Annotated in this window: 8 protein-coding genes; 3 read left to right on the top strand and 5 right to left on the bottom strand. The window is 44.7% G+C overall.

Going from position 1 to position 14434, the window contains the following annotated elements; translation table 11 throughout:
- Window positions 1–129 precede the first annotated feature (129 nt).
- Together JHD45_RS17505 and JHD45_RS17500 are read right to left on the bottom strand one after the other, a co-directional pair.
- Window positions 130–897: an ABC transporter ATP-binding protein gene (locus JHD45_RS17505; RefSeq protein ID WP_199477791.1), complete on the bottom strand. Its 768-nt coding sequence runs from the start codon at window positions 895–897 to the stop codon at window positions 130–132.
- A 156-nt stretch (window positions 898–1053) separates the two neighbouring features.
- Window positions 1054–2073, bottom strand: coding sequence for a GlxA family transcriptional regulator (locus JHD45_RS17500; RefSeq protein ID WP_199477790.1), 1020 nt, complete (start codon window positions 2071–2073; stop codon window positions 1054–1056).
- Window positions 2074–2367: 294 nt separating this feature from the next.
- Between JHD45_RS17500 and JHD45_RS17495 the strand changes: the two genes are divergently transcribed.
- Window positions 2368–7191 (top strand): NAD-glutamate dehydrogenase, encoded by a 4824-nt coding sequence (locus JHD45_RS17495; protein WP_199477789.1) that lies wholly within the window; start codon window positions 2368–2370, stop codon window positions 7189–7191.
- 51 nt (window positions 7192–7242) lie between these two features.
- Window positions 7243–8460, top strand: a complete 1218-nt coding sequence (locus JHD45_RS17490; protein WP_199477788.1) for an aspartate aminotransferase family protein — start codon at window positions 7243–7245, stop codon at window positions 8458–8460.
- Between the two features lie 68 nt (window positions 8461–8528).
- Here the strand turns inward: JHD45_RS17490 and JHD45_RS17485 are convergent, their stop codons facing one another.
- Window positions 8529–9434 (bottom strand): PhzF family phenazine biosynthesis protein, encoded by a 906-nt coding sequence (locus JHD45_RS17485; protein ID WP_233407905.1) that lies wholly within the window; start codon window positions 9432–9434, stop codon window positions 8529–8531.
- A 134-nt stretch (window positions 9435–9568) separates the two neighbouring features.
- On the opposite strand from JHD45_RS17485, the gene sbmA reads away from it, so the two are divergent.
- On the top strand, window positions 9569–10840 hold the full coding sequence (gene sbmA, locus JHD45_RS17480) for a peptide antibiotic transporter SbmA (protein WP_199477787.1): 1272 nt from the start codon (window positions 9569–9571) through the stop codon (window positions 10838–10840).
- Between the two features lie 144 nt (window positions 10841–10984).
- On the opposite strand, the gene JHD45_RS17475 is transcribed toward sbmA, so the two are convergent.
- Both JHD45_RS17475 and glnE read right to left on the bottom strand, forming a co-directional pair.
- Window positions 10985–11203, bottom strand: coding sequence for a hypothetical protein (locus JHD45_RS17475; protein WP_199477786.1), 219 nt, complete (start codon window positions 11201–11203; stop codon window positions 10985–10987).
- Window positions 11204–11372: 169 nt separating this feature from the next.
- Window positions 11373–14336: a bifunctional [glutamate--ammonia ligase]-adenylyl-L-tyrosine phosphorylase/[glutamate--ammonia-ligase] adenylyltransferase gene (glnE, locus tag JHD45_RS17470; protein ID WP_199477785.1), complete on the bottom strand. Its 2964-nt coding sequence runs from the start codon at window positions 14334–14336 to the stop codon at window positions 11373–11375.
- Window positions 14337–14434 lie beyond the last annotated feature (98 nt).

The raw sequence follows: 14434 nt of genomic DNA, 5'->3' as shown, positions 1-14434 counted from the left end.
AACGCACAATGATTGCAGTACGCACAATGAATAGCGCGCCTACAACCGTCCTTTCACAACGAAAAAATAATTAATAGCAAGTACTTACTTCATATCTGCTAAGAGAGTCATCCCAAAGAGACAGATAAACTAATAAGTACTGGATAAGAACGCTCTACAGCGTTCAGAATCTGGCGAGTTAAACACCTTATCTGGTGTGCCTTTTTCCTCGACCACACCTTTATGCAGGAACACCACTTCACTAGAAACTTCTTTGGCGAAGCTCATTTCATGGGTGACGATAAGCATGGTTCGGCCCTCTTCAGCCAGTTTTCGCATGACACCCAATACTTCCCCAACTAACTCAGGGTCAAGGGCTGAAGTAGGCTCATCAAACAAAATGACCTGTGGATCCATGGCCAGGGTACGAGCAATAGCCACCCGCTGTTGCTGACCACCTGACAGTTGATTCGGATACATGTGTTTTTTATCCGCAATCCCAACTTTATTTAGTAAGTGTTCAGCATAGTCCATCACTTCCTGTTTCGGGCGCTTTAAGACATGAGCTGGCCCTTCCATAACATTCTGCAGCACTGTCATATGGGGCCATAAATTGAAGCTCTGAAAAACAAAACCAATCTGTTGACGCATTTTTGTCAACTGCTTCATATCGGCCGCTGCTAAATCACGACCACTTGATGCCAACTTTAATGACTCACCATTAAAGATAATTTCGCCTTTAGTTGGGTTCTCAAGCAGATTAATACAGCGCAAAAAGGTACTTTTACCTGAGCCACTGGAACCAAGAATGGATATAACATCCCCATCATAAGCTTTCAGACTAATGCCTTTGAGCACCTCTACATCCGTAAATGTCTTATGTATATCAATGAGCTCTAGCGCAGGGGCTTTCGACATTGTTTATTACCTTTTTAAATTTCCGCTTAACTTTTATTTTGGGTGTTAAAACACACACAGCGTCAACATCCAATTTTTTACGCCATAGAAGAGCCATATAGGCAAGATCGAAGATCTCCAACATAACACCATGATGCAAAGGGGGCGTATTCTAAATTATTTTCGCCACAGTTGTCTTTTATTCCTGTCCGATTGAACAGGTGGATAAGCCTGAATCTGCAAATTTTTGCGTTCATCTCTGGGAGTGAGCCCAAAAAAGCCCTTATAAGTGGTACTAAAATGTGGCGCCGTGGTAAAACCGCATTCGAATCCCACCTCCATAATGGATTTGTCTGTTTTCATTAAAAGCTGCTTGGCGTGTTTAAGGCGTAACTCAAGATAGTAACGGGATGGCACAACGTCGAGGTTTTGTTTAAAAAGCCGTTCTAAATGGCGTCTCGAGACACCAACATGGTAGGCAATATCATCCGAAGAAAGAGGCTCACGAATATTCGCTTCCATCAACTGTACCGCTTCCACCAGTTTGGGTTGTCCGGTTCCAATTCTCGCCTGCAATGGGATTCTCTGTGGGTCGTCATGCATACGAATGCGCTCACAAACAAACTGTTCTGAAATACTACTGGCCAATGTCATTCCATGTTGCTTACCGATCAAAAACAGCATCATATCCATGGCGGCAGAGCCCCCACTACAGGTAAAGCGATCTCTATCAACCTCAAACAGGTGATTCGACACGATGATGTTAGGAAACTCATCGCGCAAATTCGCCATATCCCACCAATGAATGGTCGCACGATAATCACTTAACAGCCCCGATTTGGCTAATAAGTAACTTCCCGTACAAATTCCCCCGAGACTAACACCCTGCTTCGCTTGTTTCTTTAGCCAAATTTCTAAACTTTTACTTTCGTTTTGTGTCACAGGGGAAGCACCACACACAAAAATCGCATCTAAATCCCTTGGCGAGTCACTGGTTAAGTAGTCGGTAAGCGTGCTAATGCCCGTGTTAGAAGGAATTGACTGTTTCTCATGGCCAATCGTACAAAAGCCATAAAGCTCTTTTCCTGTCACCCAGTTCGCCATATGCAAGGTTTCAATGGCTGAAGAAAATCCCAGCATAGAATAGTTAGGCAACAGCAAAAAACCGTACTTTTGCGGTTTTTTGCTCGCCTGCATGATTTCTCGTGATGCGAATTCGTTCTTGTACAATTTATTATCCTGCGATAAGTAGATAAATTAGAGCATTATTTCGTTTAAAATGAATGTCGACATGATGATTTGCTAAAAACTCACTTTTTCTAGTGAATGATACCAGACACAGCAAACAAATGTCGCAATCACGAAATTAATATAGTTTTAATAGAGTATACTTTTATTAATAGACACTCGCATCAAAAACTAAAAGTTTCGTTATTTGCCAACTACAGCTAGCTTTATCAGAATCAGAACGCCAAATGAGGAAAAGTTCTAATGATCGACAACAAAAAAAGCGAAATAATAGATCGCATTGAAGCTGAAATCAGAGACAACTTTAGTGCGAGTGAAGCCCAATACATCAGCAATCTAACGCGCCTGTACTTTCGGGATGCTTTAGAAGAAGACATGATCAATGAGCCCATAGAGAATTTATACGGCACGATCATTTGCCTATGGGACTTCTTACAACTGCGCACCGGCCACCAACCTAAGGTTCGAGTTTATAACCCTAACTTCGAAGAGCACAGCTGGCAATCCACCCATACCGTTATCGAGATTTTAACCGATGACATGCCGTTTTTAGTGTCTTCCTTTAACATGGCATTGGTTCGCCTTGGACACACTATTCACTTAACGGCCCATCCTGTTATCCAAGTTAAACGAAATAAAAAAGGGGAATTGGAGGAAGTTGCCGAAAACATTCAAGGTGGCATCACTGAAGCCCTGATGCGCTTTGAAATTGACCGTCTATCCGATACTAACCTGCTTGATGATATCAAAGAAGAGCTACTCAACAGTTTAGCCGACGTGAAAAAAACTGTCGAAGACTGGTCGATCATGCAAAAGAGACTCAACGAAGCCATTGCTGAGTCAGAAAAAATCTCACATTTAAAAGACAAAGATAATCATCAAGAAAATTTAGATTTTCTTCGCTGGGTCGGTAACAACCACTTCACTTTTATCGGCTTCCGCGCTTATGACTTGGTCAAAGAAAAAGAGGAAACACACCTTAAATTAGTCGATGGCTCCGGTCTTGGTACTTTCCGTGACACCAACGATAAGAAAGTGAAACGTGACATCGTCTTGAATGATGATCTCGCAGGGTTAGCTATAGACCCAGATAATATTCTGATCTTAACCAAATCAACCGCCATATCCACGGTACACCGCCCGGTTCACCTTGATTACCTTGGCATTAAACGTTTTGACAAAAAAGGAGAAGTCATCGGCGAATGGCGTTTCTTCGGTTTGTACTCCTCTGCCGCTTACATCGCGCGCATGCAAGACGTTCCACTACTTCGCAAAAAATTGGCGCACATTATTGAAAAAGCCAATGTGGATCCAAACAGCCATAAAGGCAAAAATTTAAAACACATCCTCAACAGCTACCCACGTGACGAAATGCTACACGCCCCCGTGGAAGAGCTTTACGGTACCATTGAAAGAATTCTTGCGATTCAAGAGCGTCGTCAACTACGAGTCTTTATCCGTAAAGACATTTATGGTCGTTTCTTAAACGCCTTAGTCTACGTACCGCGAGATCGTTACAACACTGAAATCCGCATCAAAATGCAAGACATCTTGATGACCGCTTGCAACGGCACCAGTGCTGAGTTCAATGTCCAATTCTCGCAAATGGTATTGGCCCGTGTAAACTTCACTATCCAAATTGCCGACCCTAAAAACAGCCCAAATGTCGATGTAGACGACATTCAACGTAAAATGCAAGAAGCGATGAGCTCGTGGGATGATAAGTTGCTCACTGCATTACAAACCAGCAATGGAGAGGAAGGCGGTAATAAACTGTATGCTCAATACGCGCCTTACCTACCCGCTGCTTATCGCGAGGATTTCTCCCCCAATGCCGCCGTATTAGACATTGAACGGTTAAATTCATTGGCTGGCGAAGGCGATATTAGTACCCATCTATACCGCCAAGTAGGACAAAGCAAAAACCACTATTTCTTTAAAGTCTATGGCTCTGGCACCACACTAGTATTATCTGATGTACTCCCTATTTTAGAGTGCATGGGGCTACGCGTTTTAGAAGCACGTCCTTATGAGCTGGACAATCATGAAGAAAACATCAAAAACACTTGGATTGTCGAATTCGCCATCAGTGTTGATGCCGATGTAAACCTTGAGAAAAACACACAACGTGAATCCTTCCAAGAAGCCTTTAGCCAAGTCTTCAGCCGCCGCGTTGAAAACGACCGCTTCAATGCCTTAGTGTTGGATGCTTCCCTATCATGGCGTCAAGTCACCATGTTACGTGCTTTAACTAAGTACTTGATGCAATTACAAGTCCCCTTCTCTGTGCAGTACATGCAACAAACGCTGGAAAAAAACGCCAACATTGCTCGTTTACTTGTGCAATTATTCGAACAGCGCTTTGATCCAAACCAAACCGCTAAGCGTGATGAGAAAGTTCAAAAACTGCTGGAGAAGATTGAAGCGGCCTTAGACCAAGTGGCCAACCTTGATGAAGACCGTATTTTGAAACATTACCTGTCTGTTGTGCAGGCGATGATTCGTACCAACTTCTACCAAGCCGATGAAAACGGCAACATCAAAGACTATGTGTCATTTAAGCTGGATCCATCCATGATTCCAGCGGTGCCACTACCGCGCCCTAAATTCGAAATCTTCGTTTATGCACCTTGGGTCGAAGGGGTCCATATGCGCGGCGGCAAAGTCGCTCGTGGGGGGTTACGCTGGTCTGACCGGATGGAAGACTTCCGCACCGAAGTGCTTGGTTTGGTCAAAGCACAAATGGTGAAAAACGCCGTAATCGTTCCGACGGGCGCAAAAGGTGGCTTCGTCGCCAAACAATTGAAGAAAAATGCCTCTCGTGAGGATATTCAGGCCGAAGTCGTCCGTTGCTACACCACCTTTATCAGTGGTTTACTCGATATCACTGACAATTTGGTTCAAAACGAATTAGTCCCACCCGCCTGCGTTGAACGTTATGACGAAGATGATCCATACCTAGTTGTTGCCGCTGATAAAGGCACCGCAACCTTCTCCGATTTGGCAAACAGCATTTCAGCAAAATACGGTTTCTGGTTAGGTGATGCCTTTGCTTCTGGTGGTTCTAACGGATACGACCATAAGAAAATGGGGATTACCGCCCGTGGTGCATGGGAATCCGTCAAACGTCAATTCAAAGAAATTGGCATCGATTGCCAGACCACCGACTTTACGGCTGTCGGCATTGGTGATATGGCAGGGGATGTATTTGGTAACGGTATGCTACTGTCCAAACACACCAAGTTAATAGCAGCCTTCAACCACATGCATATTTTCATTGACCCAACGCCGGACCCAGAAACCTCGTTCGCGGAACGTGAACGCATGTTCAAACTGCCACGGTCCTCTTGGGAAGACTATAATAAAGAGTTGATTTCTAAAGGCGGCGGCATTTTCAATCGTTCGGCAAAATCCATTCCGATCAATGCAGACATTCGTAAAGCCTTAGGAATCGAAGGCAACATGAAGTCCATGGCCCCTACGGATTTGATCAACGCTATTCTCAAAGCCCCTGTCGATTTGTTGTGGAACGGCGGCATCGGTACCTATGTAAAAGCGGAGAGTGAAACGCATGCGGATGTTGGCGATAGCGGAAACAACGCCCTCCGTGTCGATGGCAGAGAGCTTCGTTGTAAGATTGTTGGCGAAGGCGGTAACCTAGGACTAACACAGCGTGGTCGTATTGAGTTTGCTCAGAATGGTGGCTTAATCAGCACAGACGCCATTGACAACTCTGCTGGTGTCGACAGCTCAGACCATGAAGTAAACATTAAGATTTTGCTAAACCGCGTGGTTGAAAACGGCGACATGACGGAGAAGCAACGTAACACCTTATTGGCCGAAATGACCGATGAAGTGGGCCGTTTGGTATTGCGCCATAACTTAGGGCAAAGCCATGTACTATCGCTTGCTAACTCGCAAGCAACGGAACGCTTAGCTGACCATTGGCGTCTAATTCAATCCTTAGTTCGCGAAGGTCGCCTAAATCGTGAAATCGAATTTTTACCAAGCGATGCGCAAATTAAGAAACGCATGAACAAAGGACAAGGCCTAACTCGCCCTGAAATTTCAGTGTTGCTGGCCTATTCTAAGATTAAGCTATCTGAGCAATTAGTTGAGGATGGTATTGGCGAAGACCCAGACTTGCTCACGCAAATCCACCAATACTTCCCTCCTCAATTGGGCAAACGCTTTGACAGTCAAATGGCATCTCACCCTTTGCTACAAGAGATCATTGCAGGTCATGTTACCAATAATATAGGCAACCGCATGGGCCCAACCTTCAGCACTTACGTGCAAGAAGAAACCAGTGCATCAGCCTTGAATTTAGTACGTGCCTACATGGCTGCAGAGGATATTTTTGGCATTCCAGCACTTTGGAATGCCATCAACAACCTTGATTTCAAAGTTGACAATAGCCTCTTAAATAAACTATTGATTCGTATTCAAAATTTGCTTGAACACGCAACGCTATGGTTACTGCGCAATACTCGAGAAAGCTTGTCTATTCAAAAACTGAAAGACACTTACAAGCCGGGTGTGGAAATCATTCGTGCCAATATGCAAGCCATTTTGACCGAGCCTAGCCAACAACACCTAACGGACATCACATTGGAACTAGTAGAACAAGAGATTCCTGAGGACATTGCCCATCAAATATCCTCGTTGCACTACCTGTTCTATGGATTGGACATTATTCGTGTTGCCGCTAACACTGATAAGGAAGTATTGGATGTAGCGCAAACCTACTTCGCCCTAGAAATGGACCTCGAACTACATTGGTTACGTCATAGTGTTAGCGAGCTGGTCGCAAGCGACATGTGGCAACGTCGTGCAAAAGCAGGCCTAGGGGATGAAGTTGATAATAGCTTAAGAACCCTCACTCAAGAAGTCATTCAATCCAGCCCTGATATCAAGGAACAGGAAGAAAGATTGGCCCATTGGCGCGAACAGAACAGCGATAACATTCAGCATTACAGAACGACCTTCGGAGAAATCAAATCCGAGTCGGATTTAACGCTTGCAATGATCACTGTTGCTATTCGTGAGCTGAGAAATCTGATATAAACCAAAGGGCGACTGGCCTCACAGTCGCCCATCTTAACGAGGTATATAAAAGTGACAGAACAAGTAACGAGAGCAACATTTGACGAAGTAATGTTTCCTAACTACGCCCCTTCTGCGATTATTCCAGTGCGCGGCGAAGGCTCTCGCGTATGGGATCAAGAAGGCAAAGAATATATCGATTTTGCAGGCGGTATTGCCGTTACTGCATTGGGTCATTCTCACCCAACATTGGTCAACGTCATGCGCGAACAAGCAGGGCAACTTTGGCATTTAGCCAATATCATGACTAATGAGCCAGCATTGCGATTAGCGAAAAAGCTAACCGAGAAAACCTTTGCTGATCGAGTATTCTTCTGCAACTCTGGGGCAGAAGCCAACGAAGCAGCGTTTAAATTGGCTCGTCGTTACGCGTTTGATCATTTTGGTCCAGAAAAGAACGAAATTATATCTTTCTACCAATCTTTCCATGGACGTACCTTGTTTACCGTCTCTGTCGGTGGTCAACCTAAGTACAAAGAAGGCTTTGAACCAACACCAAAGGGCATCACTCACTGTCATTTCAACGATATTGAAGAACTCAAATCGCTGATTTCCGACAAGACCTGTGCCGTTGTCATGGAGCCTATTCAAGGGGAAGGAGGGATCATTCCTGCCGACAAAACCTTTGCCAAACAAGTACGCGAGTTGTGTGATCAACATAAAGCGCTACTAGTATACGATGAAGTACAATCTGGTGTAGGTCGTTCAGGCACTTTCTTCGCTTACGAGCAGCTTGGTGTCACGCCAGACATCCTAACCTCTGCAAAAGCGTTAGGTAACGGCTTCCCTGTTGCAGCAATGATTGCAAAAGACCATGTCGCACAAAGTTTTGTCTTTGGTACCCATGGTAGTACCTATGGCGGCAACCCAATGGCTTGCGCCATTGCCGAAGCAGTCATTGATATTATCACCACCCCAGAGGTGCTTGAAGGGGTTAAAAAACGCCACGACTTATTTGTTGAAGGCCTTAACGCCATCAATGAAAAGTACCATGTCTTCAAAGACATTCGTGGTATGGGCTTGTTAATGGGAGCGGAAGTTGTCGAGCAATTTGCGGGGAACGCTAAAGCCTTTTTAACCGCTGCAGCAGAAGAAGGTTTATTTGTACTGGTAGCAGGCCCTAACGTGATCCGTTTTGCCCCTTCTTTGATTATTCCCGAAGAAGACATCAAAGAAGGTTTGGCACGTCTTGAACGGGCAGTGGCGAAAGTACTCGAAGCCAATAAATAGCTTACTGGTTCTAAGGTTATCGCTCTCTAAAATCGGGCTAAGGCCCGATTTTTTTATTTAAAAAACCTTTAGCCAATATTGACTGTATACTCGCCTTTCAGATAAGCCATACCAGACACATGTACTTGCGCGATGTCACCTTCACTAAGACTTAATTCAGCCCAGAGGCGCGATGTTTTCCCAATTGCTCGTCCTTGCTCAAAGCTCATACGTGTCCAACCTAACTGCTTATACAAGTAGCAGGCTAACGCTCCTGTCGCACTGCCTGTGGCAGACTCTTCGGTTATCCCAACCGCAGGCGCAAAGTTACGGCAATAAGCCGTCACCCCATCTTCTTCTGGATTTAATTCAAAAAGGTGAAAGCCGATCACTTTTTCCTGTCGAGAAAAGTCCACTACCGCTTTTTCATCCATAACCACCTTGTCTAATTCACCTGTTGGTACGGGCACGATAATGTCCGGTAATCCAGTCGATAAGGCCTGAATCGGTAAAGCTAGCGAAGAAAGCGCCCTCTCTGACAAACCGAACAGCGGCGCGATAACATCAGCAGAATAGACGTTCATCCAAGTTGGTCGAGTCTGCTCCATGGTAACCAACCCTGTGGAGTCTACTTCAACAGCTAACACACCCGCCTTTGTCTCTTGCATATAACGTCCCTCAGAGACAATACCTAGATGTTTTAACAGCCAAAAAGTCGCCACGGTAGCGTGCCCACAAAAATCCACTTCTTCCGTTGGCGTAAAAAACGCCACCGCAAAATTCGCTTTTTCACTTTGAGAAACAAACGCCGTTTCCGAGACGCCGACTTGTTTCGCTATGCTGAGACGATCCTCTCTAGACAAATTGTCTGCGTTCAACATCACCCCCGCCGTATTTCCACCCTTTTCAAGGTAGGAAAACGCCTCGACTAAATACACAGTGACAGGAGGCATGTTGTCTTCTACTTTTTCCATCACTACTGAACCGACTTTCATGTTTATTCCAACCTCTCTTCATGACGAAGATTGTTCTTACAGTGCGACTAGTTTACTCTCTTAGAAAGCGTCGTTGGGCTAGTTTAGTAGATCAACGACTTATCTGTAAGTGAACTTTATAGAGAAACCAAATAGTGTTTTTATCCTTCTTTCCCAAACCCAAATTATTTTTTCTAAGTTTCGTCCTATGGGCCCTTGTTTGTGTCATTAGCTGGTATGCAAAAATTCAAGACCTAGGTCACCTATTAAGCTTAGGCTCGTTATTTGGCGTACATTTTCCTGATGCCTTATCCAAAGGCGCGAACGCCGCCGCACAAGCCGCTTTCGCTAGTCAACAGCAAGACGCGTTAGATGTTTGGCTGTATCAATATATGGCCGTTTGCTACGCTATTTTTATTGGTGGATGGATGGCGTTTGGTGGACAAAAATGGGCTAAATGGTCAGTGATAGGCTCGGGGTTAATTGTCTTTATTACTTGGTTCCAAGTGCAGATCAGCGTGATGATCAACCAATGGTACGGAAGCTTTTATGACCTGATTCAAAAAGCCTTAAGTGCCCCAGACAACATCACTGCAACGCAGTTCTATTCTCAACTTTCAACCTTTATTACCATTGCTTTGGTTGGCATTACTGTCGCTGTACTCAATAACTTTTTTGTTAGTCACTATGTCTTTCGTTGGCGTACAGCCATGACACAATACTACACCTCTAAATGGCAACAAGTTCGCCATATAGAAGGGGCATCACAACGTATTCAAGAAGATACCATGCGTTTTGCCAGTATTATGGAGAGTCTAGGGGTGAGCTTTTTAAATTCTATTATGACGTTGTTAGCCTTTTTACCCGTGTTATGGATGTTATCTGCCCATGTTAAAGAGCTACCTCTTATTGGCGCTGTGCCACAATCCCTTATCTTTGTTGCGATATTATGGTCGATCATAGGAACCGCCTTATTAGCCATCGCAGGTATTCGTTTACCTGGCCTTGAGTTTAAAAACCAGCGAGTTGAGGCGGCTTATCGTAAGGAGCTGGTATATGGAGAAGACTATGAAGAAAGAGCTCAGCCTGTTACTTTGACAGAACTCTTCGCCAATGTGAGAAAAAACTATTTCCGCCTCTATGCAAACTACTTGTATTTCAACATCGTCCGATATGGTTATTTACAGGCAGGAGTCCTAGTGCCTCTTATTGCTTTAGGTCCTACCATTATTGCTGGCACAATTACTCTTGGTATCTTCCAGCGTATTAGCAATGCCTTTAACCAAGTAGAAAGTTCATTTCAGTTCTTAGTCGGCTCTTGGACAACGATTGTTGAATTGCTCTCTATTTACAAACGTCTAAAAGCCTTTGAAGCTGCCATAGATGATCAGCCTTTGCCCTCTATCGAAGAGACGCCAACCGCTTAATCGTCATTCATTTGTCTCTGTTGAGATAAAACAATTTCAGAACAGGACACAAAAACAAAAAAGCCAGCTAATTAAGCTGGCTTTTTTGGCATTGAGTTTTTGTTAATTACTTCGAAGTTTTTGTAACCTAGAACCTAACCTATTTTAGACATTAATATTAATATTCTGCCCAAGATTATCTGTTGTCATATGGCTGCCGCTGCTAGCGGCTGGCGTAGGATTGGCCTTTGGGTTACTGTCAGTGCTCGCTAACAGTTCAAGCGCCCGTTGACCCTGTTGCACTTGAGCATCCTGAGACAGCTTCGCAGTGTAGGCTTCTCTGGCATACGATGCGGCGGCACTTGCGCCACTGATACCATCCATAACAACCTCCCAAACGTCATTAAAAAAATACTTTCCGTTTCTTATATGACCATTATAGTCGAAAACTGTTCATTTTACGATCAATTTATTTTAACTAAGCGCTTTGCTTGTCTACTCGACTGATAATAAAAAGAAAATCTTCACTGAGTGACACTATAAACCAACAGCTCTATAAGCTCGCCTTGTTCACGAATTCATCCCAATGACGATTCACTAACGCCTGATTGCTCTCCAAGGTATCCCTTTGTACAACCCGCCCTTGCTTTTGAAGATTCAAACGATGGTTCAAAGCACGGTACAAAGTATACGTCTGCGTCATTTCTAGGGCCGTTTCATTGGCGATCAAACCGACATTGGCCGCCGCTTCTAGTTGGCGAACGTTATCCGAATAACGCATTAATTCTGGGTATTGATAGGACCAAGCCAGCACGAGATATTGCACCATAAACTCAATATCAATAATCCCACCGGCGCCTTGTTTCAAATCAAAGCCCTTCTCTTTCCCACCGGAATCCAGGTGAGCACGCATTTTTTCACGCATCTTGATGACTTCTTGTTTGAGCTCAACACGATCTCGTTCACAGCCAATAATTAACTTACGACAAGCTTCGAACTTAGCCATCAAACCCTGATCACCCGCTAATGCTCTAGCACGGGTTAGTGCTTGATGTTCCCACACCCATGCCTCTTTTTGCTGATAGTCTTTAAAAGCTTCCAGGCTACTGACTAATAATCCCGAATTACCTGACGGACGTAAGCGCATATCCACTTCATACAATCGGCCTGCTGCAGTAAAGCTGGTCAGCATGTGAATAACACGCTGGCAAAGCCGTGTGTAAAAGGTTAAATGATCGACACTTCTGTCGCCATTTGTGTAACCATTGGCTTGGGCATCGTGAACAAACACTAGATCTAAATCGGAATCATAACCTAGCTCCAAACCACCAGACTTCCCATAACCAATAATCGCCAATTGTGGTGAGTTGACCGGATCCCCATCCTGAACAGGAAAACCATGCTTGTGGGTCAAATGCCACCAGGATTGCTGCAATACTTGCTCTAACAGGACTTCTGCCAACCAAGTTAAGTGATCACTCACTTTCATAACAGGCAAGATTTCTGTGATGTCACAGGCCGCAATCCGTAAAGTAATGGATCGTTTGAAGCGTCTTAAAGCATCCATTTGTGCTTCTTCATCGTCTTCTGGAAGCCGCAGCAGAATTTGCTGTAACTCTTCTTTTAACATGGATTTGCTAGGAGGCGAGAATAAGGTATTTGCGTCTAGTAGTTCATCCAGTAACGCTGGGGAGCTGGAAATCACTTCACTAAACCAAGCACTTTCACGACATAACCTCATTAAATGGGTAATGGCCGTGGGATTTTCACACAATAGGACCAAATAGGCGGTACGGCGCAATACCGCATCCAGAATGGGGATAATCCGTTCTAAAATAATATCAGGAGCGCTTTCTTCTGCTAATGCCGATACAAAGGCGGCTAAAAAAACCGATAGACGCTCCTGCCCAATGGGCTGCATAAAGACCACGCCTTTTGAGCTTAAAAACACACTTAACCGATTCACAGCCGCTTCTCTATCCTGCCACTGTATATCAGCAATCGCATCAGCAATGGCTTCTTGATCCTTGGCATTTTTCAGCAACAAACGCCAGTTTTCTTGCTGTTTCACCTCTTCACTGCTTTCTTCGCCATCGTCAATCAGCTCAGAGAAAATTCCATTGACGAGATGGCGCAGGCGCCACAGTTCATCGTTTAATGCTTGCCAAGAATCAAAACCCACCATAATCGCTAGGCGAGTCCGTCCCATCTCATCCTCAGGTATAAGCTGTGTCTGCTCATCCCGATACGCTTGCAATGCATGTTCGGTACGACGCAATAAAAGATAGGCTTGTGTGAGCGTGGCAACATCGGTTGAGGAAAGATAACGATATTTTTCCAGATAAGGCAGAACAGACAATAAAGCAGGCTTTTGCAATCCATGATCTCGTCCACCATGGAGGATTTGCAAGGCTTGAGCAATAAACTCAACTTCTCGAATGCCGCCTTCTCCCAGCTTGATATTGTGTTCAATCCCTTTGCGACGCACTTCTTTGGCAATCATTTGCTTTAAATCACGCAAGGCACCAATCGCCCCAAAATCGAGATACTTTCGATACACAAACGGTTTGCGTAAGGCTTCGAACTCGGCAATATCTTGCTGGTCACCCGCCATGACTCGCGCTTTGATCATGGCATAGCGTTCCCAATCACGCCCTTGATCTTGGTAATATTGCTCCAAGGAGTCCATATTTAGCACCAACGCCCCCGACTGACCAAATGGTCTCAAGCGCATATCGACACGAAAGACAAAACCATCAGCAGTGACCTGATCTAAGTGTTGAATTAACTTTTGCCCAAGTTTCGTGAAGTATTCCTGATGGGAGAGGCTCTTTTTCCCTCCTTGAGTCTCGCCGTGCTCACGAAAGGCAAAGATCAAATCAATGTCCGACGATAAATTAAGTTCATTACCTCCGAGTTTGCCCATGCCAATGACAATCATAGATTGTACTTTGCCTGTATGATCCAACGCGTGACCATAAAGTGCCTGATAATAGCCAACACTCCATGCTAAGCTGGTCTTGACCGTGGCATCGGCTAGAGCACTTAGCTTACTGGTTAAGTCCTTTAGAGAAATCTGCTGCTGAAGATCCAGCGCGATCAAACGCGTCATCCACCACTGTCGATAAAGGCGCAGGCGCTTCATTAACCCCGGCTCATCCAGCCCCGCTGACTCTTGCTCTTGCGGCAACTCCTCTTTAACCATGTCGGCATCGCGAGCAAAGTAGTCCTCTCCCGCCATCATGGCTTCATAGGATGGTTGCGGCAGGTACATTGTCTCGCATAAGTGATCGTCTAACCAATGAGGAAAGCGCACCCATTGCTGATGCAGATAGTCACTTAACAACCATAGCGGTTCTAAACGATCGATTTGCTCTTGATTAAGAAGAGTCAACCCGCGACGCTCTCTAGACTCTTGAATCGCCTCGTAAAGCGTCGATCGATTAGGATGTTGTTCACAATAAACAGGGTAAGCAGTGTTCTTCACAAGCGGGGTCAAAGGAGATTCCTTCTTCATGGTTTAAGCCTTTACACAATGCCTACGGGAGTACATCATGTAAAAGTATCTATTTTTTATTATGGATAAAAGAATTAGCAAGCACTCTGCTGGATCAG

The organism is Marinomonas spartinae, assembly GCF_016461715.1.
Taxonomy (GTDB): domain Bacteria; phylum Pseudomonadota; class Gammaproteobacteria; order Pseudomonadales; family Marinomonadaceae; genus Marinomonas; species Marinomonas spartinae_A.
Note: the sequence above shows the minus strand (reverse complement) of the source record. Positions and strands in the feature narration are given on the sequence as shown.

Bases quoted from the DNA above. Each gene is read 5' to 3' on its own strand.
- JHD45_RS17500 (WP_199477790.1), bottom strand. From the start codon at position 2,073: ATGCAGGCGAGCAAAAAACCGCAAAAGTACGGTTTTTTGCTGTTGCCT.
- JHD45_RS17495 (WP_199477789.1), top strand. From the start codon at position 2,368: ATGATCGACAACAAAAAAAGCGAAATAATAGATCGCATTGAAGCTGAA.
- JHD45_RS17485 (WP_233407905.1), bottom strand. From the start codon at position 9,434: ATGAAAGTCGGTTCAGTAGTGATGGAAAAAGTAGAAGACAACATGCCT.
- JHD45_RS17475 (WP_199477786.1), bottom strand. From the start codon at position 11,203: ATGGATGGTATCAGTGGCGCAAGTGCCGCCGCATCGTATGCCAGAGAA.
- glnE (WP_199477785.1), bottom strand. From the start codon at position 14,336: ATGAAGAAGGAATCTCCTTTGACCCCGCTTGTGAAGAACACTGCTTAC.
- JHD45_RS17505 (WP_199477791.1), bottom strand. From the start codon at position 897: ATGTCGAAAGCCCCTGCGCTAGAGCTCATTGATATACATAAGACATTT.